Source organism: Photobacterium andalusiense (assembly GCF_900185625.1).
GTDB lineage: Bacteria > Pseudomonadota > Gammaproteobacteria > Enterobacterales > Vibrionaceae > Photobacterium > Photobacterium aquimaris.
In genome coordinates, this window is record NZ_FYAJ01000004.1 from 218848 (window position 1) to 245593 (window position 26746).

20 protein-coding genes are annotated in these 26746 nt (G+C 40.5%); 6 read left to right on the plus strand and 14 right to left on the minus strand.

Features of this window, described 5'->3' with window-relative positions; all coding sequences use genetic code 11:
- Window positions 1-116: 116 nt before the first annotated feature.
- Window positions 117-1232 carry an aspartate-semialdehyde dehydrogenase gene (gene asd, locus PAND9192_RS11925; RefSeq protein WP_087854125.1) on the plus strand — a complete coding sequence of 372 codons (1116 nt, stop codon included), beginning with the start codon at window positions 117-119 and terminating at the stop codon, window positions 1230-1232.
- Between the two features lie 110 nt (window positions 1233-1342).
- Here asd and PAND9192_RS11930 read toward each other — a convergent pair whose 3' ends face one another.
- The 3 genes from PAND9192_RS11930 to sodB form a co-directional block, all read right to left on the minus strand.
- Window positions 1343-4438: an efflux RND transporter permease subunit gene (locus tag PAND9192_RS11930; RefSeq protein WP_087854001.1), complete on the minus strand. Its 3096-nt coding sequence runs from the start codon at window positions 4436-4438 to the stop codon at window positions 1343-1345.
- On the minus strand, window positions 4425-5612 hold the full coding sequence (locus PAND9192_RS11935; RefSeq protein WP_234999133.1) for an efflux RND transporter periplasmic adaptor subunit: 1188 nt from the start codon (window positions 5610-5612) through the stop codon (window positions 4425-4427). The genes PAND9192_RS11930 and PAND9192_RS11935 overlap by 14 nt, the downstream gene beginning before the upstream one ends.
- Window positions 5613-5862: 250 nt before the next feature.
- Window positions 5863-6453 (minus strand): superoxide dismutase [Fe], encoded by a 591-nt coding sequence (sodB, locus tag PAND9192_RS11940; RefSeq protein ID WP_087820877.1) that lies wholly within the window; start codon window positions 6451-6453, stop codon window positions 5863-5865.
- 324 nt (window positions 6454-6777) lie between these two features.
- On the opposite strand from sodB, the gene grxD reads away from it, so the two are divergent.
- Window positions 6778-7116 carry a Grx4 family monothiol glutaredoxin gene (gene grxD, locus PAND9192_RS11945; protein WP_060998167.1) on the plus strand — a complete coding sequence of 113 codons (339 nt, stop codon included), beginning with the start codon at window positions 6778-6780 and terminating at the stop codon, window positions 7114-7116.
- Window positions 7117-7225: 109 nt separating this feature from the next.
- Here grxD and PAND9192_RS11950 read toward each other — a convergent pair whose 3' ends face one another.
- The 4 genes from PAND9192_RS11950 to rnt all read right to left on the minus strand — a co-directional run bounded on the left by PAND9192_RS11950 (window position 7226) and on the right by rnt (window position 13387).
- Window positions 7226-8548 carry a Na+/H+ antiporter family protein gene (locus PAND9192_RS11950; RefSeq protein WP_087854003.1) on the minus strand — a complete coding sequence of 441 codons (1323 nt, stop codon included), beginning with the start codon at window positions 8546-8548 and terminating at the stop codon, window positions 7226-7228.
- Between the two features lie 271 nt (window positions 8549-8819).
- Complete coding sequence (locus PAND9192_RS11955) at window positions 8820-11231, minus strand: VolA/Pla-1 family phospholipase (RefSeq protein ID WP_087854004.1); 2412 nt, start codon at window positions 11229-11231, stop codon at window positions 8820-8822.
- A gap of 35 nt (window positions 11232-11266) precedes the next feature.
- On the minus strand, window positions 11267-12529 hold the full coding sequence (locus tag PAND9192_RS11960; protein ID WP_060998170.1) for an outer membrane protein transport protein: 1263 nt from the start codon (window positions 12527-12529) through the stop codon (window positions 11267-11269).
- A gap of 192 nt (window positions 12530-12721) precedes the next feature.
- Window positions 12722-13387 carry a ribonuclease T gene (rnt, locus tag PAND9192_RS11965; RefSeq protein WP_060998171.1) on the minus strand — a complete coding sequence of 222 codons (666 nt, stop codon included), beginning with the start codon at window positions 13385-13387 and terminating at the stop codon, window positions 12722-12724.
- Window positions 13388-13610: 223 nt separating this feature from the next.
- Between rnt and motY the strand changes: the two genes are divergently transcribed.
- Window positions 13611-14486, plus strand: coding sequence for a flagellar protein MotY (motY, locus tag PAND9192_RS11970; RefSeq protein ID WP_087854005.1), 876 nt, complete (start codon window positions 13611-13613; stop codon window positions 14484-14486).
- A 94-nt stretch (window positions 14487-14580) separates the two neighbouring features.
- Complete coding sequence (locus PAND9192_RS11975) at window positions 14581-15030, plus strand: hypothetical protein (protein ID WP_087854006.1); 450 nt, start codon at window positions 14581-14583, stop codon at window positions 15028-15030.
- Between the two features lie 95 nt (window positions 15031-15125).
- Here PAND9192_RS11975 and nth read toward each other — a convergent pair whose 3' ends face one another.
- The 7 genes from nth to rsxA all read right to left on the minus strand — a co-directional run bounded on the left by nth (window position 15126) and on the right by rsxA (window position 22204).
- Window positions 15126-15761 (minus strand): endonuclease III, encoded by a 636-nt coding sequence (gene nth / locus PAND9192_RS11980; RefSeq protein ID WP_065168162.1) that lies wholly within the window; start codon window positions 15759-15761, stop codon window positions 15126-15128.
- 151 nt (window positions 15762-15912) lie between these two features.
- On the minus strand, window positions 15913-16617 hold the full coding sequence (locus PAND9192_RS11985) for an electron transport complex subunit E (protein ID WP_087854007.1): 705 nt from the start codon (window positions 16615-16617) through the stop codon (window positions 15913-15915).
- A gap of 2 nt (window positions 16618-16619) precedes the next feature.
- Window positions 16620-17252, minus strand: a complete 633-nt coding sequence (gene rsxG / locus PAND9192_RS11990) for an electron transport complex subunit RsxG (RefSeq protein WP_087821086.1) — start codon at window positions 17250-17252, stop codon at window positions 16620-16622.
- A gap of 14 nt (window positions 17253-17266) precedes the next feature.
- Entirely contained in the window at window positions 17267-18313 is a 1047-nt protein-coding gene (gene rsxD / locus PAND9192_RS11995; protein ID WP_087854008.1) for an electron transport complex subunit RsxD, read from the minus strand.
- A gap of 2 nt (window positions 18314-18315) precedes the next feature.
- Window positions 18316-21036 (minus strand): electron transport complex subunit RsxC, encoded by a 2721-nt coding sequence (gene rsxC / locus PAND9192_RS12000; protein ID WP_087854009.1) that lies wholly within the window; start codon window positions 21034-21036, stop codon window positions 18316-18318.
- A gap of 2 nt (window positions 21037-21038) precedes the next feature.
- Window positions 21039-21623 carry an electron transport complex subunit RsxB gene (gene rsxB, locus PAND9192_RS12005; RefSeq protein WP_087854010.1) on the minus strand — a complete coding sequence of 195 codons (585 nt, stop codon included), beginning with the start codon at window positions 21621-21623 and terminating at the stop codon, window positions 21039-21041.
- Window positions 21623-22204, minus strand: a complete 582-nt coding sequence (gene rsxA / locus PAND9192_RS12010; protein WP_060998179.1) for an electron transport complex subunit RsxA — start codon at window positions 22202-22204, stop codon at window positions 21623-21625. The genes rsxB and rsxA overlap by 1 nt, the downstream gene beginning before the upstream one ends.
- A 406-nt stretch (window positions 22205-22610) precedes the next feature.
- Between rsxA and pepE the strand changes: the two genes are divergently transcribed.
- Together pepE and uvrB are read left to right on the plus strand one after the other, a co-directional pair.
- The gene (gene pepE / locus PAND9192_RS12015; RefSeq protein WP_087854011.1) at window positions 22611-23348 is read left to right on the plus strand and encodes a dipeptidase PepE; all 738 of its coding nucleotides are present in this window, start codon (window positions 22611-22613) and stop codon (window positions 23346-23348) included.
- 1115 nt (window positions 23349-24463) lie between these two features.
- Window positions 24464-26491: an excinuclease ABC subunit UvrB gene (uvrB, locus tag PAND9192_RS12020; protein ID WP_087854012.1), complete on the plus strand. Its 2028-nt coding sequence runs from the start codon at window positions 24464-24466 to the stop codon at window positions 26489-26491.
- Window positions 26492-26746: the final 255 nt, after the last annotated feature.

A 26746-nucleotide genomic window follows, 5' to 3' on the forward strand; every position in this document is an offset into this window, starting at 1 on the left:
GGTTATAAACTGAGGTATTTTTTATTTATAATTGCAAATTATGCTTGTTTTTGGCGGCGTAAATCTCTATAGATGGATAAAGAAATTTAATACCACAGGGAGTGTAGTTGCAAATGATGACAGTAGGTTTAGTTGGTTGGCGCGGCATGGTAGGTTCAGTTTTAATGCAGCGCATGGTTGAGGAAGGCGATTTTGCCGTTATCAATCCGGTATTTTTTACCACATCACAAGTCGGTTTAGCAGCGCCTAATTTTGGTAAAGATGCTGGCGTACTACAAGATGCGTTTGATATAGAAGCATTAAAACGACTCGATGTGGTGATCACCTGCCAAGGTGGTAGTTATACTGAGAAAGTTTACCCTGCATTGCGTCAAGCAGGTTGGAAAGGTTATTGGATTGATGCTGCATCGACATTACGTATGCAGCCGGATTCAATAATTACCCTTGATCCGGTTAACTTTGATCAGATCCAACAAGGGATCCATAACGGTACTAATACCTATGTTGGTGGTAATTGTACCGTTAGTTTGATGCTAATGGCTGTTGGTGGCTTATATAAAGCGGGATTGGTTGAGTGGATGACATCACAAACCTATCAAGCAGCATCTGGCGCAGGTGCAAAGAATATGCGCGAGTTAATTAGCCAAATGGGCGTGATCAATGATTCGGTAGCCAGTGAGCTTGCCAATCCTGCGACGTCTATTTTAGATATTGATCGTAAAGTGGCACGAACATTACGTGACGTTGATTTTCCTGCTCAAGAATTTGGTGCGCCACTGGCTGGCTCATTGATCCCTTGGATTGATGTGAAACGCGATAATGGACAAAGTAAAGAAGAGTGGAAGGCATCGGTTGAAACCAACAAAATTTTAGGGTTGCAAGATAGTCCAATCCCAATTGATGGTACTTGTGTACGTATCGGTGCGATGCGTTGTCATAGTCAAGCGTTAACATTGAAGCTTAAGAAAAATGTACCGCTTGATGAAGTAGAAGCGATTATTGCATCTCATAATGATTGGGTAAAAGTGATCCCAAATGAGCGTGATATTACAGTGCAAGAATTAAGCCCAGCTAAAGTTACGGGTACACTATCGGTGCCTGTGGGTCGATTACGTAAACTTGCTATGGGTGATGACTACCTAAATGCGTTTACGGTGGGTGATCAGTTATTGTGGGGCGCTGCAGAACCATTGCGTCGTACTCTGCGTATTTTGCTGGCTGAAAAAGGTTAATTATTATCTAGCCTTGATTAAGATATAAAAAAACGCCTGCGGCTTTCTCTTTCTAGTCAAAAGTATGCAGGCGTTTTTATTAGTAGTGTTATCGGTTTATTTGTCTGTAATTAATGATTCTTCTTACGCCAACCGCGACCCGAAAGTAGCGAGTTTAGGACATCTTTATCTCTTAATTTGCTCATTCCCACATAAGCGACGGGGACCACAAACAATGAAAAGAAAGTACCTGCGATTAAGCCTCCGACCAGCACTAAGCCAATATTAATTCGACCTAATGAACCTGGGCCTGATGCAAATGCCAATGGCAATGCACCTAGAATCATAGTCAGTGATGTCATTAATATTGGACGTAAACGTGATTGAGCACTGTGACAAGCAGATTCAATCGCCGATTTACCCAGTTTACGTTGTTCATTGGCAAATTCGACCAATAGAATACCATGCTTGGTAACGAGCCCGACTAAGGTCAATAATCCTATTTGTGAGTAAATATTAAGGCTTTGGCCAAATGCCCATAAGGTTAGCACCGCGCCAACAATACATAATGGTACGGTTAATAAGATCACCAATGGATCAACAAAGCTTTCAAATTGCGCTGCAAGGATGAGATAAATAAACACTAAAGCCATCAAGAACAAGGTTTGTGTGCCTGCTTGAGAGTCTGTGAGTTCTTTTACTATTCCGGCATAAGCATAGCTTTGCGAATCTTTTAGTAGTGGAGGAATATTGGCATCAACGAAATCACGGACTTCACCAGCAGTGACGCCTGGCATTAAGGTAGCAGTGATTTCGGCACTGTCTTGTCCCATATAGGTTTTAAATGTTGATTCCGAGGTCACTTGTTTAATTGACACAAATTCTGATAGCGGAATATTTTGCCCAGATTCTGACGCTACATATAACTTATCAATAATATCAAAATTACCAAGATCTTTACGGTTCACTTGAACGCGTATCGGGTAAGTGTAACCATCATCAGCTTGTAAGTCGGCTGCTTTTAGCGAGCCAAGGAAAGTTGATAGCGCATTGGTCACATCGGTATATGTCACACCAGATAGAATAATCGCATTACGGTTAATACTCAGGTCATAGCGCAACTGATCGCGCAGTAATGAACTCTTAACCTTGGTTAATCCTGAGTAATCATTAAGCTTTTTCACAATAGTATTGGCAGTATCTGTTAATTGCTTTTTATCGCGATCAACCGTTTTTAGTTCTAATACTAAGTTGGTAGCAGCATTTAAACCATCAGCAGAACGGACACTAAATGACATGCTGTAAGCTGATAATGTTTTTGAGGCCTTATCAGTGAGCTCAGCAACGACTTCTGCGGCGGTTTTGGTGCGCTCTCCCCACGGTTTTAACAAAATATGGTTAGTCGGCTGTGCTTCAATATAAGACAGATTTGCAGCTACGCTGTCATTACCTTCCATCACGGTATTGAGCTCGGCATTATGTTTTACATGGTAGCGACGACCAACACCTGTTGGTGATTCTGAACTGCCATCAATAAAACCAGTATCTTCGGTCGGTAATAACACCTGAGGCATTGACCAAATTGCCGCGCCAGAAAGCGCAATTAGTGCTAATGCCATTGCAGCCATGATTTTTTTACGTTCAAACCACTTCGCGAGTTGTTTAACATACGCTTCAGAAAGCTGGTGGAGCTTAGTATCTACCTTTACAAACCACTTAGGCTGTTGAGCGATAGGCTTGATTAAATAGGCACACATCATGGGTGATAATGTCAGTGCAACAATACCTGAAATGATCACCGAGGCTGCTAATGTGAAGGCAAATTGACGGAATAAATCAGCTGTCATGCCAGACATTAAACCGATAGGCAGGTAAACCGCTGCCAAGGTCATGGTCATGGCGATAACTGGGAAAATAATCTCCTGGCTGCCTTTGATGGCGGCATTAAACGGCGTATCACCTTCTTCAATATGGCGGTAGCAGTTTTCGACCACCACGATGGCATCATCAACGACTAGGCCTATAGCCAAAATGATCGCCAAAATAGTCAATACGTTAATCGTAAAGCCAAGGTATGACATCACCGCAAACACACCAATAATACACACTGGAATGGTGATAATTGGAATCGATGCAATACGCAGTGAGCCTAAAAATAGCACTACAATAATTGACACTAAAAATACTGCTTCAATTAAAGTATGAAAGCCTTCATCAATCGCTGCTTGAATGAAATCAGCTTGGTTATATACCATCTCCATGCTTAAGCCTGGCGGTAAATGCTGCTGCATCTTGGCAATTTCAGTTTTTACGCGTGCTGCAACATCAACGGGATTTTCACTTTTTAATGGCAAGATTTGCAATGACATTGCGGTTTCGCCATTCACTTTGAGCACGCTTGGGGTCAGACTATTTTCGCCCATTTTGACGTCAGCAATATCTTTAATACGAATGATATTGCCATCATCAACCCGTATCACTAGATCTTGAACATCTTTAACGCTTTTTACTTGAGTGACAGGATTAATTTGGAAATTACGAGCTTCACCAATAATTTGGCCAACCGTAAATGATGAACTGTAAGCGCTAAGCGTAGTAACAACATCAGCGGCTTTAACATTGAGCGCCATCATACGATCAGGGTTTAGCCACACGCGAACTGCTTTGGCTGCACCACCATAAGGACCATATACCGCGCCAACGCCTTCGACATGGCGAAACTGCGGTTTTATTTGCTGACTAATATAGTCAAACATTTGCTGGGAAGTCATATCACCTTTATTAACAAAGGTAATAATATTACTGGCGGAACTTTTATCTGATGAGTCATCAGTGACAGTCGGCTTGTCGACCATACTTGGTGGAAAATCAACAATAGCTTCAATACTGCTACGCAATTTATTCATTAAATTGGCGTAATCTACATCACTAATACTGTCATCAAATTTAACTTTTAGGGTACAGCTACCTTGAACACAGTCTGTGGTCATGGTTTCAACATTTTCTAATCCTGTCGCTGAGTTAATTAAGCGAGTAGCGACATTACGCGACATAAAGTCAGCACTCGCTCCATCAATTTTTGCACTGACGGTTGCTTGAGGCGAATTATGTTCAGGAAAATACTGAATTGCTAATTTTTGAAAGGCAAATAAACCAATAAGAACGATGGCAATACTGAGTACTGAAGCAAAAACAGGATGCCTAATACAAACCTCAGGTAGCTTCATTGTTTGGCTCCGTTACTTTTTTAGTTTCGGCTTTTGGATTCGGTGTTGTTTGTGGTGAATGAGACGATGCTGAAGGATCTGTCACTTTCTTTTTAAGCGGTTGTGGTGGCAAGTTTGAGGTTGATTGTTGGGTTTTTATGATATTAACCAGCGCGTCGTCATCTAATTTTTGTTGTCCCGTTACAATGACTTTATCGTCAATTTTGAGGCCTTTTTCTACCACAACATAGCCATTATTGATGTTCTTACCTAAGGTAATGTAGTGTTTGGTAGCGATATTTTTATCATTAACCAACCATACATAGCGGTCGTCATTATGGGCCATGATGGCATTTTGAGGGGCAACGATGCGTTCGGTGCGTCCGTTCACCATTTGGCTTATTTTGGCAAACATACCCGGTGCTAATACATGGTCAGGATTTTTGATGAGCGCGTGAATAGCGACACGACCAGAGCTTTTATTAACGGCGGGGGCAACATAATCAACCACGCCAGGAAAACTCATATTTTTATAGGCTTCCACCGTAATCGTAACTGGCTGACCTTTAACGGCTTTGCCAAGATCATTTTGGCTAATGGTGTAGGTAACTTCAACAGGGTCTAAGTTATAAAGACTGACTAAGGTCGTAGCGGGATCAATCATGCTGCCAGCTGAGCGCGAGAAAGTTGTCAGTTGACCATCAAATGGCGCACTAATAATGAAGTCTTTTAGTATCGCTTGTTGCTGACGGTAATCTGCTGCTGCAAGGTTTGCCTCATCTTGTAAGCCTTCAATATCTTGTTTTGAAAGTGCTCCTGGTTGTTTTTTTTCTAAGGCTAGTGCACGTTTTACTTTATTGCGGGCAGTATTTAAAGAGCTTCGAGCTTTATCAAGATCGGCTTTAGGTTTACTGCTATCGAGTTTGGCAATTTGTTGACCTTTAGTTACGGTATCGCCATCTTTGAAATTGATTTCTATCAGTTTTCCCGCAGTACTAAACGTAAGGTCTGCTGATTCTGTCGCATTGATTTTACCTACTTCATCAAGGGTAGTGACAAACTCTTTGGTTGAAATTGCTTCAACAGTAACAGGGATTGGTTGTGGCTTTTTTCCTTCGTCTTGAGCAGAAGCAATACTGCTGGAGGTTAAGATAGCGACGCTAAGTGCTGCGATGGAGAACGTTTTATAATACACGCTAATAACTCTCGCTTGAATGATGAGTGATGCACAATCATACAAGCAAGCAATAATAAGCATGTCAAAATCGAGTTAAATGTTTCAGGATGTTAACGAGTAAATATAAATTAAATAAAATATTAAATTGTTATATATAAACTAATGATTGATAGCTGGTGAGGAGATAGGTTGGTATATGAGTATGATAACCAAGGTATAAAAAACCCGCTTCAATAATGAAACGGGTTGATATTGTTAAACAGGAATATTATGCAGCTAGATTTTTAGCAGCGAAGTCCCAGTTAACAAGTGACCAGAATGCAGCCATGTAATCTGGGCGAACATTACGGTAATCGATGTAGTAAGCGTGTTCCCAAACATCAACAGTTAGAAGAGGTGTCATTTTCAGACCTTCTTCAGCAATTGGGCAACCAGCGTTTGAAGTATTAATGATTTCTAATGCGCCATCTTCAGTTTTAACTAGCCATGTCCAGCCAGAACCAAAGTTGTTGATTGCTGAGTCTGTGAATTTAGCTTTGAATTCTGCGAAAGAACCGAATGCTTTAACAATAGCGTCTGCTAATTCACCAGTAGGCTCGCCGCCGCCATTTGGACTTAGGCAATGCCAGTAGAAAGTGTGGTTCCATACTTGAGCTGCGTTGTTGAAAATACCACCAGTAGAAGTCTGTACGATTTCTTCAAGAGATTTTTCAGCAAGGTCAGTACCTTCTACAAGACCGTTTAGCTTAACAACGTAAGTATTGTGATGCTTACCGTAGTGGTATTCTAGCGTTTCTTGAGAAATATGTGGCTCAAGAGCGTTGATTGCGTACGGTAGAGCTGGTAGTTCAAATGCCATTGCTCAATTCTCCATTTTAATTATTGGGCTTATACCCACGACATTACTTTCTAGTAGGTGTTAGCACCTACTTATTATTTGAATCTGACCGTTTTATTTTAGCAAGTTTTTAGTTTATTAAAAGCATTAAGCTTAAAAAAATACCCTATACCTCGTTATTGATTACGTCAATAACCACTTAATAGATATCAATATAACTAAGATTGCGCTTTATTGTGTAAAAGAGAGACTAAACATAATTTGAAAGTATTTTTATTGGTGACGATAACCAAGTAGAATGGTAGGGTTTATTATAAATGATTATTAGAATCGGACGAGGAAGCGATGGAAACTATCGATAAAATTAAACAACAAATTTCAGATAACGCTATTTTGTTGTACATGAAAGGCTCTCCAAAATTGCCAAGCTGTGGTTTCTCATCACAAGCGTCACAAGCGTTAATGAACTGTGGTGAAAAATTTGCGTTTGTAGATATCCTTCAAAACCCAGATATTCGTGCAGAGCTACCTGTTTATGCACAGTGGCCAACATTCCCACAATTATGGATTGATGGTGAACTTATTGGTGGTTGTGACATCATTTTGGAAATGTTCCAAAAAGGTGAATTACAAACATTAATTAAAGAAGCTGCTGCTCGCCGTGATGCACAAGCTGCTGAGTAAGATTGCTGTTTAAGTGTGTTTGCACTTATAAAAAAAACCGCCACGTTAAACGTTGGCGGTTTTTTTATATCAAGATTAAATTGCGATCATCATTGTGATGCTATTGCGACTACAGGATCATTGATGCGATCCAGCCAAAAGCAATCAGTGGCAAGTTGTAGTGAATAAACGTCGGTACAACTGAATCCCAAATATGATCATGTTGACCATCGGCATTAAGACCTGATGTTGGACCTAAGGTTGAATCTGAAGCTGGAGAGCCGGCATCACCAAGTGCTGCTGCTGTACCAACAATCGCAATCGTTGCCATTGGTGAGAAACCAAAAGATAAACATAACGGTACATAAATGGTCGCAAGAATAGGGATGGTTGAGAATGATGAACCAATACCCATTGTTACTAATAGACCAACGACTAACATCAATAATGACGCTAATGGTTTATTGTTACCAATAATTGCTTCAAGTGAATTAACTAAAGTTTCAACGCCACCTGTTGCTTTCATTACCGCAGCAAAACCCGCCGCCGCAATCATAATAAAGCCAATCATCGCCATCATATGGACACCTTTAGTGAACACATCGTGGGTTTCTTTCCACTTAATGACGCCTGTAAAGGTAAACACCATAAAGCCGACTAAACCACCGACAATCATTGAGCCGCTATACAACTGTGCACCTAATGCCGCAAAAATAGCCCCTACAGCTACATACACATGGCGCATATCGATGACTTTTTTCTCTGGCTCACTCGCAAGAATTTTCTCTACTGAGTATTCGCGTGGCTTACGGTAGCTGACAAATGTTGCCATTAATAAGCCAAATACCATGCCACATGCAGGTAGGATCATTGCGATAGGCACTTGGCTTGCCGCAACATCTAACCCATTATCATGTAAATTTTTAAGTAGGATATTATTGAGAAAGATACCGCCAAAACCAATAGGAAGTACCATATAAGGGGTGACCAAACCAAAGGTTAATACACAGGCAATTAAGCGACGATCCAGCTTAAGCTTGGCGAAGACATGTAATAGCGGTGGAATAACAATCGGAATAAAGGCGATATGGACTGGGATAACGTTCTGAGAAGAGATGGCAAGCAATACTAAAATGATAAGAACGCTATATTTCACACCAGTAGCTGCCGCAATATTTTCATGGCCGCTAATGCGCTTAATAACTTTTTGAGCGAGGACGTCAGTAATACCTGAACGCGAAATCGCGACGGCAAACGCACCTAACATGGCGTAGCTTAGAGCGGTTGTGGCACCGCCACCTAATCCACCTTCAAAGGCTGAAATCGCATCGGTGAGCGATAAACCTCCGATAAGACCACCAATAATGGCACTAAATGTAAGAGCAACCACGACATTGACACGCATTAAAGCGAGTACCAGCATGATGCATACGGCGATAATTACAGGGTTCATAAAACGTGAGTTCCATCCGTTAGTTGCATTATTACTTCGTTCGATTGTCTGGCAATGTTCAACACTGCTAGATGCGATTTAATTATAATTATGAGACTTTGATCCCATATCACACAGTGTGCTTGATTTTCAGCATTTGTCGAGAAAAAAATTCTATAATTATGTTTATAAAGAATAAGCCTTTTTAGAGTTTATCACTTTGTTTTATATGCCAAAAAAAAGCGAGCATCACGCTCGCTTCTTATGATTAAACATTTTATTGATAAAAAACTTAAGGGGTTGTGGTTATTACGCTTTTATTCTCTATCGTGAGGTTTAGGCCATTAGTGTTTATAAATGACGCTATTTCCGTTTGCATTTCTTGGGTAACGGCAGGACTAATTGTAGGATCGAGCAGTGATGAATGGCCACCTTGATTAAATAAAATAGCATTACGTACTAATTGGTTTGTCGTACTTTGGTTAGTAATCATTAGATCTAAGCCACTAATTAGCGGGGTTGTGCCGGTAAACGGAGAGTAGGGTTGTAAAATCGTGGTACCGGCAATGGTTGCTCCTAATGGAGTCATATTAGGAATGGTCGCATCATTTTTGACTTGAGCTAAATATAAGCCTGTATTTGGGCTTACCAGAGGAGCATGGTTAGTTGGATCGATAGTATCTAATACAGTTTGAGCCGCGTACGCAAAGCTATTAAAAGTTGCATATATTGCGGTTAAGGTTGCAATAGAGCTCGCATCGCCTTTAGCAATTAGATCTGCCTGATAAGCATTAAAGCATACATCAGGTTGCAATGATTGTTGCTGGCAAAAAGCGGCAAAGGTTGGATTGGTTGTCGCCATTAAGTTGCCTTTAACAAAATCTCCAAAACTACCAGAATTTAGCAATAAATAAGGAATTTCACCGCCAGGGTTGGCTAAAGCAAGGGCATTAATATCAAACAAGAGTGCGTCAGTTTGCGGTATGCCAACAGGACGATTAGCAATGTTAGCCACACTGACACCGGTGATAGCGCCTAAAGAGTGGCCAATGAAGTTAACCCCTTGCGCTGGATCGAGGGTTTTTAAATTCCCTAAACTCCCAATTGCAGCGGCATCACCTGATGCGATAGTCGCAAAGACTTGCCCAATTGTTGCGCGTAATCCAATTATATCTGTTGTACTTTGGCGAAGGTTATCTCTGGCAACAGTGAGTGCCGATAAATTTAAATAGTATTCAGGATGACCATCACTGGCACTGCCATCAACTCCTGCAATTGCTCGACTACCATGTAATGGATGATCGATGGCAAAAATCGCTTGGCACTGCTCATTTATAATATTATCTGCTAGAGCTAATACGGTTTCTTTGGTGCTAGTAATACCATGTAAATAAATGCTAGTGGCGTTCTTTGCGACCTGATTACAAGCAGGATCTACAGGAAGAATCAGTGTGTAATCAAGGTATTGCACTGATTGTAGCTTGGGCAATGGACTAAAGCGGGTGATTAATCGCTGCGGATCAAGTTGACTACCATTAGCTAATGTCAATGTTGTGCCTGTTAGTGTCACCAGTAAGCGACGTTGTATGTCTGCATCACTAGCCGCCGCTGCAATGTCTGCTGGAGTAATATTGAGTTGAGCTAATTGCGCAACAATTGCTGCTTTATCAGCATCGCTACCTGAGGTTAATACTGAGCTAATAATGGCTAAACTTGGCATACCACTTTGCCAAGGCGTTGTTGCAAAACCTGCGGCAGTATTATCTAAAAAATAGGGCAGTGCTATTGTGCCAGTATAGATTTCCCCTTTTGCTTGTGGTGTGGTTTGCTTAGTATCGGTGAGATTGGAGAAACTAAATAGGTTGCGTAAATCTGAGGTTGAGACTTGATCGTTAATCGCACTGCCTTTCCAAATGGTATTAGCACCTTGCAGTAATGCCAGTGCTGTTGCTGCTTTAACGGCATATACCGCATCACCGATAGAAGCGGTTGTAAACCAACTTGAGAACATAATGCTGTCTTGGTTAACCCCTACCTTTACAAATTCAGCTTCTGTGGCGTGAGTAATGTCTTGGGCTGCAACCAGTGCCGCAACCGGAGCTGGCGCATTGGCTTTTAAGACCGCATAGCTATTACTCATACCGACACTATCACCATTGCTGTCTTTAAGATCGCTTGTAATAGCAAACATATAATTAGTAGCGGGTTTTAATGGTTTTAACAGCACTACAGTGAGCGTGGTACCTGATGCTGATAATATAAAGTCGCCATTATTTTGAGTGAGTTTAGTCGGTTCTATGGTGTTGGTATTGGTGGTTGGATCGCTAGACTCAATTAAATAAAAGCCATTAGCTAGCGTTGTGCTATCAAGATTATGCCCTATAAATTGCAGTTGTAATGGTTGACTGGTACTCCAACCATCGGTGTGTCCCATTGTTATTAATGGATCGCTAATATCATTGGCATCAGCAGCTGCAACTTCGGTATTTAAAGTGCCGTCGCGACTGTCCATTAATAAATAAGTGGGTTGAACAAGGGTAGGGCTTTGTGGATCAGTGATTAAATCAAAGTTGATTTTAGTCGCTGCGTTAATGCTATCGGTAATATTGGGATCCAGTGTTGGTGTCCCTTCTAATTTGCTGTCGCCACCGCACCCTATTAGCCCCAAACTTGTTGTTAGTATCGTTAAAATATACTTGTTCATATATTTCCTTATTTAAATGTTGTTATGCATTGTGGCTAAAAGGCATAGTTAATTTGTGCAGCTCCAATATAAGCAACACTGCTGGCAGTAAAACGGTGGTCAGTTTCAATAAAGTCGTTGTCTTTGCCATAGATATAACTCAAGCCAATATCAATACTTAAACGAGGACTATGTTGGTAAGTGACGCCGGCTGAATACCAGTAGCGGTCAGTATCTGGAATACTAAGCGTGGCTTTACCGCCTTGTTCATCAAAGGCAAATCCAGCGCGTAAGGTAATGGTAGAGTTGAGGGTGTATGTGGTGCCAATAGCCCATCGAAATGCATCGCTATAATCTTCATCTTTTAGTAAGCAAATCCCTGGCATTTGACCATTGAAATTACATTGTGCGTTGGTGGCACGTAACTCTTTAAATGAACTCCATTGGGTCCAGAAAAGACTGTAATGAACCGCAATTTTCGGATTAAGCTGATGAAAACCAGAAAATTCAGCGGTGGCGGGTAGAATAACTGGGAGTTTTCCTTTAATGGTTTGACCGCGATTGGCACTGCCTAATACTAATCCGGAGTAATCAGTAAAATCGCCTTTAAAATCAAGATTAACTTTTGAACGGTAAGCGAGTCCAAAACGGTTATTATCATTTAATTGATAGAAAGCACCGATGTTCCATCCCCAGCTCCAAGTGTCACCTTCCATGTTAATGGTTTTATCACTGGGTTTAATCGTAGGATAGAACGGTAACGCATTCTGTCCATAATGGCGATAGAGTTCAGCTTTGGCATAAACAGCATTGAGACCAACCCCAAGGCTTAGTTGGTTATTAACTTTGTAAGCAATACTAGGGTTTAAATTGATGGCTACCAGTGAGGTTTTACCAGCAGAACTACCATCATAAAAATCGGCGGGATAATCGGTGGTTACGCCGTAGCCTGAAAATAATGCTAGCCCCCAAGAAAGGCGCTCATTAAGCGGTTGAATAAAATAACTAGCAGGTACAAAAGCGGTTGGAGCAACATTTTTGGCAGTTTGGATGCCGTTAGGTGCGTCATGGGCGATAACATCAATCTCAGGTATAACAATACTGCCGACAACTGATACTGTCATGGTGTTAAATTTTGTCATTGCCGCGGGATTGCGAGAGATGACCGCTGCGTTATCAGCGATAGCAGCCTCTCCTGCAAAAGCGCGGCCTAAACCTGACGCTGATTGTTCTGAGACTTGAAATCCGGCACTAAACGCAGAAGTACTAGTCAGCGCTGCACAAAGCGCAAGGGAAAGATAACGTATATTTACGGACATTATTCTGCCTCTCAGTTGTCGTTATGTTATTTTTTATTCATCCATGAGGAAAAACAAAACGCATTACAGACCAAGTATAAGATTAATGTTAAGTAATTGTTAATTTTTACATCTATTTATTTGATGACGATGTGAGAGGTATAAAAAAACCCATACAGGATGGGTTTAATAAAAAATTCAGCGCAATTTAGATTATTTGTTGCCAGTGTCGTCTGTTGGTGGCGTGAATAATGGCCAGCCACCTAGTTGTTTCCATTTATTAACGATTTTGCAAAATAATTCAGCGGTACGTTCAGTATCATATAATGCTGAGTGCGCTTCTTTATTATCAAATGGAATTTCAGCTGTTTGACAGGCTTTAGCCAACACCGTTTGTCCAAAGGCTAAACCGCTTAATGCTGCGGTATCAAAGGTCGCAAATGGATGAAATGGATTACGTTTTAGTTTCGCGCGTTCAGAGGCAGCCATCACAAAGCTATGATCAAAAGTCGCATTATGCGCCACCATAATCGCACGAGTGCAATCAGTGTTTTTTTGTTCTTTTCTGATTTGCTTATAAATTTCTTTGAGTGCAACTTCTTCAGATACTGCGCCACGTAATGGGCTAAAAGGATCACGAATGCCGTTAAATTCTAACGCTTCTTTATGCAAGATTGCACCTTCAAAAGGAGCGACATGGAAGTGAATAGTTGTTGCAGGTTTTAGCCAACCATCTTCATCCATTTGTAAAGTGACAGCACAAATCTCTAATAAGGCATCTGTTTTGGCATTAAAACCTGCAGTTTCAACGTCAATAACGACTGGAAAGTAGCCGCGAAAGCGACTTTTTAAGGTATTACATTGGTTATCTTGGCTCATAGTACTGCTGTCAAAATAAAAGAATCACCTAGTATGGCAGATTAAGCGTTTAATTTCATTGCTGTTCAATCATAGAAATACGATTTGAAGTAACGATGACTCAATTGAGTAATAGAAGGCTAAAGCTCATACCATAAATGCCGATATAGCAGTGTAACGTTATTATCGTCGTTGTATTATTTTCTCTTAGTCTGGTTATAAAATGAATTCAATAGAATTATTAATGCCTTGGTTACGAATTGGATTAGTTATTAGTGTATTTATTTCAATATCGAATGCTGAGGCTAAAAACTATCTTGCCTCGCCACATCAATCACAGTGGCAACTTGTGGTTGATACGCCTTTAGAGTGTCGATTAGAACATTCCATTCCAGCTTATGGAACTGCGCAGTTTTCAGCACGTTCCAGTAAAAAAATGAACCTGCATTTTGAGTTGAAAATGCAGCGTCAACTTGGAGCAACCCGCAATGTTAAGTTAACTTCAATGCCACCGAGTTGGATGCCTGGCGATGCGGCTCATGCGATGGTTAATTTAAAATTCTTCAAACAATTTGATGGCTATATTGAAGGTAATACCGCCTGGCAAATGTTGGCAGAGTTAGAAGATGGGCGTAATCCAACGTTTAGCTATAAAAGTTGGCCTGCGCAGCGACAACGCCAGTTAGAAGTTGGTTTATCTGCGGTTAATTTTAATAAATCGTATCAACTTTTTAGTCAATGCCTGAATAACTTGATGCCATTTAGTTTTGACGATATTGCCTTTACGATTTTGCATTATAACAATGATAGTGATGAGCTGAATAATATGTCACAGCAGCGGTTAGCGCAGATTGCTGATTATGTACGCTATTCTGATGATATCGATTTAGTATTGGTTGCTGCATACAGTGATTCAGCACTAGGAACAGCGGCAGGACAACGGTTGTCAGAACAACGAGCCGCTAAAATTGAAGATTACTTTAGAGGGTTAGGTCTACCCGATAATCGTATTCAAGTTGAAGCCCATGGTAAACGGCGACCGATTGCCGATAATTCAACCCCCGTCGGTCGTCATCAAAACCGTCGAGTAGTGATTTCATTAGGACGTAGTCAAATTTAAATTCAATATGAGCGTAATGTTAATCGTCTGTTGACATTGGCTATTGATAACACCTTTATGATGGTAGTGTTAATCAGCGAATAAGGAGTTGAGTATGAATAAGCGTCTATTGATCGGTATTGTTATTATTGTTGCAGTGATTGTTGGTATAAAAATGTTCACTACCACGGTTGAGAATGTGGCGACAGATACTACCAAGGAAGTGCTCAACAAAGTCGTTAAAGCAGATTTAAAGCCAGTTGCTGAAGCAATAAAAAACCAACAATTGTGTAAACCTGGTGCGACAACTGAATTACAGGCGCTAGGGCATGAAGGTCAACCTTTAGCACGAAGCATGGCTTATATCGCCCTTGCCCAAGAAAGCTACCTTCAAGATGATAAGCAAAAAGCAGCAATAGAATTACAGCAATCTCTTGATGCTAGCGGTAAAAAAGTCTCATCTCAACAACGTGATGAGTTGTTAAATGCGCTTGGTAAAGGAGCTGCAGAGCTTGCCGCTAAACGTAAACAAAATGGCTTTAATATTGACTGTACGCCATTGTAATAACTAGATTATTAGTTTCAAAAAAGGAGCATTTGAATGCTCCTTTTTTGGTGGCGATTATTGATAAAGAGAGATATAGCAATATCAACGCGATGTTAGATTTCTATTTTGTCTTTGTACTCGCATAAATCTTCAATAATACAACTACCACAGCGAGGCTTACGTGCGATGCAGGTATAGCGTCCATGTAAAATTAGCCAGTGATGGACATCGACTTTAAACGCAGCCGGAACAACTTTTAGCAATTTTTCTTCTACTTGCTCAACATTTTTCCCCATCGCAAACTTAGTGCGATTACAAACTCGAAAAATATGGGTATCAACCGCAATAGTTGGCCAACCAAAGGCAGTGTTAAGGACGACATTAGCTGTTTTTCGACCGACACCTGGTAGGGCTTCTAATGCTTCGCGATTTTCAGGGATTTCTCCATTGTGTTTATCTAATAGAATACGGCATGTTTTGATGACGTTTTCAGCTTTAGAATTAAATAACCCAATGGTTTTTATATATTGCTTCACACCATCAACGCCAAGATCAAAGATAGCTTGGGGAGTATTGGCGATAGGGTAAAGCTTATCTGTGGCTTTGTTGACACTAACGTCAGTCGCTTGGGCTGATAGTAACACCGAGATTAATAGCTCAAACGGTGTTGTCCAATGAAGTTCAGTTTGTGGGTGTGGATTTTCAGCTTGTAATCGTTCTAATATCTGAACCCGTTTTTGATTATTCATAGTCTTTCCTGACAAAACGTAGTGTAAATATCACCATTATTGTTGAGGGTGAGCACCGAACGGTAATAGTTACAATTATAATTATAGAGATATCAATAGTAAAAACTGGCCCGAAAGCCAGTTTTATTATTTGTTAATGACAACAACAATATTACTTAACATCAGTAATACGAGCACGTTCCACTTTTGGCTGTTGTTGTTCTAACGCAGATTGCTTATCGGCTTTATATTTATCAATAATATTTTTCACTGCGATCATGAAACCGACACCAAGGAAAGCACCTGGTGGTAACATTGCTAGTAAAAAACTGCTATCGAAATGAAATATTTGAATATGTAGTACTGATGCCCAATCGCCTAATAAACGGTTAGCGCCATCAAACAGTGAACCTTTACTTAAAATTTCACGCATCGCACCCAGTAAAAACAGGGCCGATGTCATACCAAGTCCCATCCATAAACCGTCTAGAACGGCAGGTAATGGCTTGTTTTTAGATGCAAAAGCTTCCGCTCGACCAATGATGATACAGTTAGTTACGATCAAAGGAATGAAGATACCTAATGATTTATATAAACCATAAACATAAGCATTCATTAATAATTGTACACAGGTTACCAGTGATGCAATGATCATCACGAATACCGGAATACGTATTTCTGACGGCACTAATTTTCGAATCACTGAAATGGTAAAATTAGACATCACCAATACCATGGTCGTGGCAAGTCCTAAACCTAATGCGTTGGTTGCGGTTGATGATACCGCCAGTAATGGACATAGACCTAACAGCTGTACCACTGTTGGGTTGTTGTACCATAAACCATTTTTCATCAACTCTTTATAAGATGTGGTCATAATTATTCACTCGGACAATCTAGTGGCTGGCTAAGAATTTGCTGCTGATTATTTTGCCAGTACAACGAGATATTTTTGACGGCTTTTACCACAGCACGCGGTGTAATTGTCGCTCCTGTAAATTGGTCAAATTCACCGCCATCTTTACGAACATGGAACTTAGGATCGTTGGCACCATTAACACGCTTACCAGTAAAACTATAGATCCAGTCACTGACAGAGGTTTCAATTTTATCACCAAGTCCCGGTGTTTCATGTTGCTCTAAAATACGTACACCAGTGATAACGCCTTTCGTATCAAGTCCAACAATCAGTTTAATCGCACCGCTATAACCATCAGGTGCAATACCTTCAATAGCAATACCTGTAGGTTTACCATCTTTGGTCGCGATATAAGCAGGCATCGCCGTTTTGGTGCCGATATATTGCAGATTTTTAACTAAGGTACAGCGCTTATAAAGTAAATTATCGTGACTGCTAACAGGAATAACTTGGTTTAAGGTATTCAATAACTGTTGCTGTTGTTGCTGAAAAATACGATCGGCGGTGAAATAGTGAGTAAGAGAAACTAATGCCGTTGATAACAAAGCAAAAATTGCTAGAATCAACCCATTTTTTTTCATTGATTTAAACATAGTCATACTCATTATTAGTGTCCGTAAGTGCGTGGGCGGGTGTAGTAATCAATGATAGGTACACATAAATTACCCAACAATACCGCAAAAGCGACCCCATCAGGAAAGCCACCCCAAGTACGGATCAAATAGATCATTACGCCAATAAAAGCACCAAAGATCAGTCGGCCTTTTATTGTTGTTGATGCGGTAACGGGGTCGGTTGCAATAAAGAATGCACCCAACATTGTTGCACCAGAGAACATATGTAATAACGGTGACGCGGCAACTGTTGGATCGATGACATAAATAATGCTGCTAATTACGAATAATGAACTCAGCATTGCAACAGGAATGTGCCATTGAATAATACGTAATTTAAGTAGTAATAAACCGCCTAATAAGAAGCCAATGTTAACCCACTCCCAACCAACGCCTGCCAATGTGCCATACACTGGTTTTTTCATCGCTTCAGCAACGGTCATACCTGTTTTTAATGAGGTTTTTAGCGTGTCTAATGGTGTCGCCATGGTATAACCATCAACGGACATTTTCAGCTGTTGAACACTAAAGCCATCAGGCGTAAAGCCAGTGAAAATGGCAGACAAACTATCCATAAAGGTAACGGGATTAGCACTTAATGATACCGGTGGTAACCAGGTTGTCATTTGAACGGGGAATGAGATTAACAATACAACATAGGCAACCATTGCTGGGTTAAATAAGTTTTGTCCCATACCACCATATAGGTGCTTTGCGATTACGATAGCAAAGAATACCCCGATAACAGTGATCCACCATGGTGCTAAAGGTGGAATTGAAATACCGATCAATACCCCCGTTAACAGTGCAGTATTATCACGCAGATAAGGCGCTAATGGACGTTGACGTAATTTTAGTACGATGACTTCAAATATAATCGCGCAGATAGATGCGAAAACTATTTGGATCAGCGTGCCAAGACCAAAAAAGTAGCATTGAGCAACAACGCCAAAAATTGCGCATAAAATAACCGTACGCATGATGACACTCGTACTACGACGATTATGTGCATGGGGTGAGCTGGCAATATTAAAAGCCACGATTATTCTTCCTCAATGTTAGGTTGTACTTTATTGGCTTGCTGAGCGGCTTTACGCGCTTTAGCACGTGCCACGGCAGCAGCAATAGCGGCTTTTTTAGGATCGCTTGCAACGTCAGTGTTTACTTCAGCCAAAGGCTCAACAGCAGCAGTTGTTACTTGTTGTTGCTGGGCTGCTTTACGCGCTTTAGCGCGAGCAACGGCAGCAGCAATAGCGGCTTTTTTAGGATCGCTTGCAACGTCAGTGTTTACTTCAGCCAAAGGCTCAACAGCAGCTGTTGGTTGTTGTTGCTGGGCTGCTTTACGCGCTTTAGCGCGTGCCACGGCAGCAGCAATAGCGGCTTTTTTAGGATCGCTTGCAACGTCAGTGTTTACTTCAGCCAAAGGCTCAGCAGCAGCTGTTGGTTGTTGTTGGGCTGCTTTACGCGCTTTCGCACGTGCAACGGCAGCAGCAATAGCGGCTTTTTTAGGATCGCTTGCAACGTCAGTGTTTACTTCAGCCAAAGGCTCAGCAGCAGCTGTTGGTTGTTGTTGGGCTGCTTTACGCGCTTTAGCACGTGCCACGGCAGCAGCAATAGCGGCTTTTTTAGGATCGCTTACAACATCAGTGTTTACTTCAGCCGAAGGCTCAACAGCAGCTGTTGGTTGTTGTTGCTGGGCTGCTTTACGAGCTTTCGCGCGTGCAACCGCTGCAGCAACAGCATCTTTTTTAGGATCGCTTGCAACGTCAGTGTTTACTTCAGCCGAAGGCTCAGCAGCAGTTGTTGGTTGTTGTTGGGCTGCTTTACGCGCTTTAGCACGTGCAACGGCAGCAGCAATAGCGGCTTTTTTAGGATCGCTTACAACATCAGTGTTTACTTCAGCCGAAGGCTCAGCAGCAGCTGTTGGTTGTTGTTGGGCTGCTTTACGCGCTTTCGCACGTGCAACGGCAGCAGCAACAGCATCTTTTTTAGCTGTTACTTGCTCTGCTGGTTGTTCGGCCGCGGTTTGTTGCTGCATCATCTCTGCATGTTTCGCTGCTTTTTGTTCACGTGCTTGCAGTTTTCGTTGTTTACGCAGTGCTGCCATTTCGCTGTTATCTGGTACTGCATTTGCGTCTGATACAGAAGCTGCTTGTCTCGCTTTTGCTTTTGCTATCGCAGCTGCTACTGCCGGTTTAACTGCTGCTGGTGCAGTGTCGGTTGCGGCAGCTTGTTTCGCTTTAACACGGGCAATAGCGGCTGCAACCGCATCGTCACCACCTGTTGTTGCCATTTGCTGACGACGATCAGTGGCTGCTTTAGCAAAGCGGTTTTCACGTTCAGCTTTATCGCGTTCCATACGCTGTTGCTTGGCTTCGAAACGCTGACGAGCACGCTCAGCACTCATTTCGTCTTGTTTACGTTCCCAAATTTCAGCTTTAGCTTGACGGTAATACTGTACTAACGGAATTTCACTTGGACAAACATAAGCACAAGCGCCACATTCAATGCAGTCACTTAAATTATATTCTTCACATTTTTCGTAGTTTTTATCTTTGGCATACCATTGTAATTGTTGTGGTAACAATGATGATGGACAAGCATCGGCACAGGCTGAGCAGCGAATACAAGCCATTTCATAGGTATGTAACGGTAATTCTTTACGCTTAGGCGTTAAAATACAGTTAGTAATTTTGGTGATAGGCACATTTGCATGGGGCAGTGTAAAGCCCATTAGTGAGCCACCAATAATCACTCGAGGATATTTTTTATCGGCTTGATAGCCAAATTTCTCAAGCAAGTACGCAATGGGTGTTCCTAATAAAGCAAACACATTGCCACGTTCTTTAAAGGCTTCACCGGTTAATGTTACTACGCGTTCAATTAATGGTTCACCGTTCACAATCGCACGTTTAATCGCAAAAGCGGTCCCCACGTTTTGCATAATAACCCCAATTGAGGTTGAACGTGCTTGGCTTGGTACTTCGCGGCCAGTTAAGATCTTAACTAATTGCTTGGAGCTACCAGAAGGGTATTTAGTCGGAATCACGCGAATAAGAATATTATCATCTTCGCTAACACAGGCTTCCAATGCTTTAATTGCATCAGGTTTATTATCTTCAATACCAATGATGGTTAATTTAGGTGCAATGATATGGCGTAAAATACGAATGCCTTCAATGACTTCATCTGCATAGTCTTGCATTAGTCTGTCATCGGCTGTGATATAAGGCTCACATTCTGCGGCATTGATAATTAAAATATCAACGTTACCTAAACCACCTTGCAGTTTACGTGCTGTAGGAAAACCTGCGCCGCCTAAACCTGCAATACCAGCAAGACGAATCGCCTCAATCAGTTCAGCTGGATCACGATCTTGATAATCAGGATATTGCTTACCACGACACCAAGTATCTTGATTGTCGGTTGATATAACAATAGATAGATCTGTTAAGCCAGAAGGGTGAGCAGTCGTACGTTGCTCTATTGCAGTAATTGTGCCCGAGCTCGGCGCGTGAATAGGCACACACATTGCAATATCGCCTTGCGTTAGTGGTTGGCCTTTTAGTACGTGATCGCCGATGTTGACAATAATGTCGCCACGAGAGCCGATATGCTGTTTTAACGGTAATACCAATTCACTTGGAATGCCCGCAGCTTTGATCGGTTGCTTACTTGACAATAGTTTGTTTTCAGCAGGATGAATGCCGCCATGGAAATCCCACAGCTTGCCTTGTTTAATTTGTTCAATAATTGAGAGCATGACTACGGCTTAACCTTTTCTACATTCGCTGTCGCAGCAATATTAACCACGGGTATTTGGTTGAGTTGCCATTTCCAGTTATCCGGTGTTTCTTCAACAGGGATCATTTCAATACAGTCAGTAGGGCAAGGAGAAACACAAAGATCGCAGCCTGTACATTCGTCTTTTATTACAGTGTGGATTGCTTTAGTGCCGCCAACAATGGCATCAACAGGGCACGCTTGAATACACTTGGTGCAACCAATACACATATCTTCATGAATAAAAGCGACTTTTTTAATGCTGTTAGTGACTTCATCAGAAGCTTGAGGCACTTCAACACCCATTAAATCAGCCAGTTTCTCAATGGTTGCTTGGCCGCCAGGTGGGCATTTATTAATGATTTCACCATTAGCAATGGCTTCAGCATACGGACGACAACCTGGAAACCCACATTGACCACATTGTGTTTGCGGTAAAATGGCATCAATTTGCTCAACAATTGGATCAGCTTCAACTTTGAAACGTACTGAAGCAAAACCTAAAATAATGCCAAATATTGCAGCTAACACTGCGAGCACAATGGCAGCAATTAAGATCCCGCTCATTACAATTTCACCAATCCAGTAAAGCCCATAAAGGCAAGAGACATAAGGCCCGCAGTGATCATCGCAATGGATGCACCTTTAAAGGGAGCTGGTACATCTGCAGCTGCAATTCGTTCACGCATGGAAGCAAATAATACTAATACCAATGAGAAACCCACCGCAGCACCAAAACCATAAATGACGGATTGGATAAAGTTATGGTGCTCATTGGTATTTAATAAAGCCACACCCAATACCGCACAGTTAGTCGTGATCAATGGCAAGAATATACCCAGCAAACGGTAGAGTGTTGGGCTAGTTTTATGAACCACCATTTCAGTAAATTGCACCACTACTGCAATTACAAGTATAAAGCTCAGTGTACGTAGATACTGGATACCAAGAGGATCCAAAATGTAGGTTTCAACGAGATATGCGCACACAGAAGCGAGGGTTAGCACAAATGTTGTTGCTAAGCCCATTCCGATTGCTGTTTCTAGTTTCTTAGATACACCCATAAAAGGACATAGACCTAAGAATTTAACGAGTACAAAGTTGTTAACCAACACTGTCCCGATGAGGAGTAACAGGTATTCAGTCATACCAAATTCATTATCATTGCAAGAGATCTTAACATTATCTGATTTTGTGAGCCCTATAACAACTCCTCAAGGGTAGGGTTTTATCTATTAATTGTATTAAATTTAGCTAGTTGATTGAAAAGTAAGTTTTTAGTTAACGATAATTCTTATTTTGTCGTTGTTATTAAAATTGAGTTGTTGAGCAAATGTGTTTTTTTTGAGTGGTGATGGTATGCAGTGTGTTTTTTTTAAGTAGTCAAGCTGCTAATAGGTATGAGTGGATGATTGTTTTTCATTGAAGTTTTTTTAAATTGTGATTTTGTCGGTTGTAAACATAGCTAATTTTGCGTTTGATATAATGAGTTAAATATAAACAGTGTTCACGATAACACGCCTGATGAATAAATATAGGTTATAGGATAGAACAATGGATATTTTATTACTCAGTAACGGTAAAATTGCAGGTAATACCCATGTAATGGAATTTGCGGCAGATGCAATTATCGATCAAGTTAAACGTACTGGAGCCAAGCATTTTGTAGTCATTCCATACGCAGTTATTCGCTCAAGCCACGATGATCGTGTGGCATTAGTCCAAGCAACATTTGATAAGTTAGGATTGGATTGTATTGCAACAGGTTTGCACAATGCTCCTGATCCAGTAGCAGCGATTGAACAAGCAGACGGTATTATTGTTAGTGGTGGTAATACATGGGTACTAAATAAAACCTTGCATGATTTAGGTCTTGTTGGACCTATTAGAAAAGCGGTATTAAAACAAGGTAAAGCTTATATTGGTTGGAGTGCAGGCACTAATATTGGTTGTCCAACGATCCGTACAACCAATGATATGCCAATTGTTACTGGTGCTATTTTATCCTCATTAAACTTTGTGCCTTTTCAAATTAATCCGCATTATTTAGAAGCATCTGTTGAAGGTCATATGGGGGAAACTCGAGATGAACGAATTCAAGAGTTTCTTGAAGTTAATAAGCATGAGCCAGTGATTGGTATTCCAGAAGGAACATGGTTAGCGATCGCTGATAATAACATTAGTTATCATGCAGCTAATGGTAAGCCATTAAAATTCTTCAGCTATGGTAATGAGCCTGTTTATTATCAACCAGGCGATGATGTGCAATTTTTAATGGATCTTAGTTACTAAGTACATTGTTAGTATTTTGTACTGATAAACAAGGCTAGCTATCAAGGCTAGCTTTTTTTTGTTTTTTTATTAAAAAGACTTGATTTTTAAGAAGTGCCTAATCGTCTGGTGTTTTGGCTGTTGTCCACAATTTCTGTGGATAACTATGTTGATGATCGTCGCCATTTTTATGGATGTTGATAAAATGCCAAACGACAAAATAGACGCTACTAGTAATGATAATCAGGCGTCAGCTGAGAAAATAAATATAAACTTGTTATTAATAATGAATAATTATAAGAATCTGTAGCGTGATATTAAAACTTATAAATTCTGGAAAAGCTGTGGATGATAATTAATTTATTAGTCGTTACAGCATTCAATAATTGAATATTGTCATCTAAAATCAATGATATTTACTAAATATGGATAATTAAGCCTAATTAAAAAGTGTTTTTTTAGTAAAAAGACATAAAAAACGATGAATTATTTTATCATACATTATAAATTTTGATTTTAGCTGTATCCTTTAATAGACATTATTATTTTGTATCTGTTTGAAGTAAAAGATATTTTATTATTTGTTAATGTGATGCCTATGTTCACATAATAAATCACATTGCAATGCATTATCCTTGCTTATCTATTGTTACTGATACATTCATTAGTAAGTATTTATTATTGATATACCTTTAGCTTATTATTTCGCGGCATTGAGTATTTCTGTATTCATTATTGCCTTCTATCTTTACTAACATTAGTCAGTAAGCGATGAAATACTCAATGCTAAAACGATTACATATTATGTGTATCGATATCTGTTTTTATTTTAACCCAACATTGGTTGGTTTTGCTTCAGTAATAAAAATCTAAAGTCCAAAGGGGATTTAGTGTTAATACTAGATTGTGGCTTTTGCTGTTAAAATTGATTTTGGTGTTCAATTTTTGTTCGGTATTTTATTACTGAAGCTATTTTTTATATATTCTGCTTCTGCTTCTGCTTCTGCTTCTGCTTCTGCTTCTGCTTCTGCTTCTGCTTCTCTTCTTGTTACACGTTCTAACTCTTTAAACCAGTATTGACATTGCTGGAAGGGTGCTCACAATGATAGACAGTATTGTTATTACGGATAAATGTAATGAGTAAACTGTTTAATCTTGTCTCTGATTATTCTCCAGCGGGCGATCAACCTACGGCAATTGAGCAATTAATGGATGGACTGGATTCTGGTCTTGCACAGCAAACATTACTTGGCGTAACGGGATCAGGAAAAACGTTTACGATTGCTAATGTTATAGCTCAAGCTAATCGTCCGACTCTTATCATGGCACCCAATAAAACCTTAGCAGCTCAACTATATGGTGAAATGCGGGATTTCTTTCCTGATAATGCGGTTGAGTATTTTGTTTCCTATTACGATTATTACCAACCTGAGGCTTATGTACCCACCACTGATACATTTATTGAAAAAGATGCCTCAGTAAACGCTCATATTGAACAGATGCGATTATCAGCCACCAAAGCATTAATGGAACGACGTGATGTTATTATTATTGCTTCAGTATCTGCTATTTATGGCCTTGGTGATCCCGAGTCTTATTTGAAAATGATGCTTCACGTTCGCCGAGGTGATGTTCTCAATCAGCGTGACATTTTACGTCGTTTAGCAGAGTTACAATATAAACGTAATGATGCTGTTTTTGAACGTGGTACGTTTCGTGTTCGTGGCGAAGTGATTGATATTTTCCCTGCAGAATCTGAAAAAGAAGCCATTCGACTGGAGTTATTTGACGATGAAGTCGAAGTTATTTCAGCGTTTGACCCACTTACTGGTGCCATCATTCAACGCGATTTAGCACGAACAACTATTTATCCTAAAACTCACTATGTGACACCAAGAGAGAAAATTCTAGAAGCGATTGAAGGGATTAAACTTGAGCTCGCTCAGCGCAAGCAACAATTGCTAGATAATAATAAATTAGTTGAAGAGCAGCGTATTTCTCAGCGAACCCAGTTTGATATTGAAATGATGAATGAATTAGGTTTTTGTTCTGGTATCGAAAACTATTCACGTTATCTCAGTGGGCGTACAGAGGGTGAGCCACCACCAACATTGTTTGATTATCTTCCTGCTGACGGTCTATTAATCATTGATGAGTCACACGTTACTGTTTCTCAAATTGGAGCCATGTTCCGTGGTGATCGTTCGCGCAAAGAAAATCTGGTTGAATATGGATTTCGATTGCCTTCAGCACTTGATAATCGACCAATGAAGTTTGAGGAGTTTGAATCATTAGCGCCACAGACTATCTATGTATCGGCGACACCTGGTAACTATGAAATTGAAAAATCGGGTGGCGATATTGCAGAGCAAGTGGTGCGTCCAACAGGGCTACTCGATCCTGAAATAGAAGTCAGACCCGTAGCAACCCAAGTTGATGATTTATTGTCTGAAATTAATGTTCGTTCAGCCAAACAAGAACGCGTATTAGTCACAACACTAACCAAGCGTATGTCTGAAGATCTTACTGAATATTTAACCGAGCATGGCGTAAAGGTACGTTATCTTCATTCTGATATTGATACCGTAGAACGGGTTGAAATTATTCGTGATTTACGTTTAGGCAAGTTCGATGTATTGGTGGGAATTAACTTATTACGCGAAGGATTAGATATTCCAGAAGTGTCTCTTGTCGCAATTTTAGATGCAGACAAAGAAGGTTTTTTACGTTCAGAAAGATCCTTGATTCAAACCATGGGGCGTGCGGCACGAAATGTCGAAGGCAAAGCTATTTTATATGGTGATCGTATTACGGGCTCAATGGAGCGTGCGATAAATGAAACTCAACGCCGACGTGAAAAGCAAATAATTTACAATTTAGAAAACAATATTACACCACAGAAATTGAACAAGAAGATTGGTGATTTATTAGAGCTCGGCGCACCAAGTGGACGTACTAAGTCACGTAATAAAGCCGCAGATCTCCATAAAGTTGCAGAAGTAAAAGGCACTTATTCAATATTAACACCGCAGCAATTAGAGCTTGAAATACAAGCTTTAGAAAAACAAATGTATGACTTTGCACAAAACTTGGAGTTTGAACAAGCCGCTGATACGCGAGATAAAATTCATCAATTACGACAGCAATTTATCGCTAACAGCTAACAAAATGTGCTTGGGCATTAATCTTGAGGCAAAAAAAAAGCCAGCCGATAAAGAGTTTCGGTTGGCTTCATTGTTACGTGAAAGAATCCACAAACAACGTCAGTTGGCTAGGTTGACCCCTAAGATAGAGAGTCGGTATTTATAAAGCATACACTGTGCCAACTTTTACTCTGCGGTGTATTTGGCTTTTTTTGTGAATATACACGGTATTGGTTGTCTTTATTTGTCATGTGGTCAGTGCAAAAAAAGAATGCT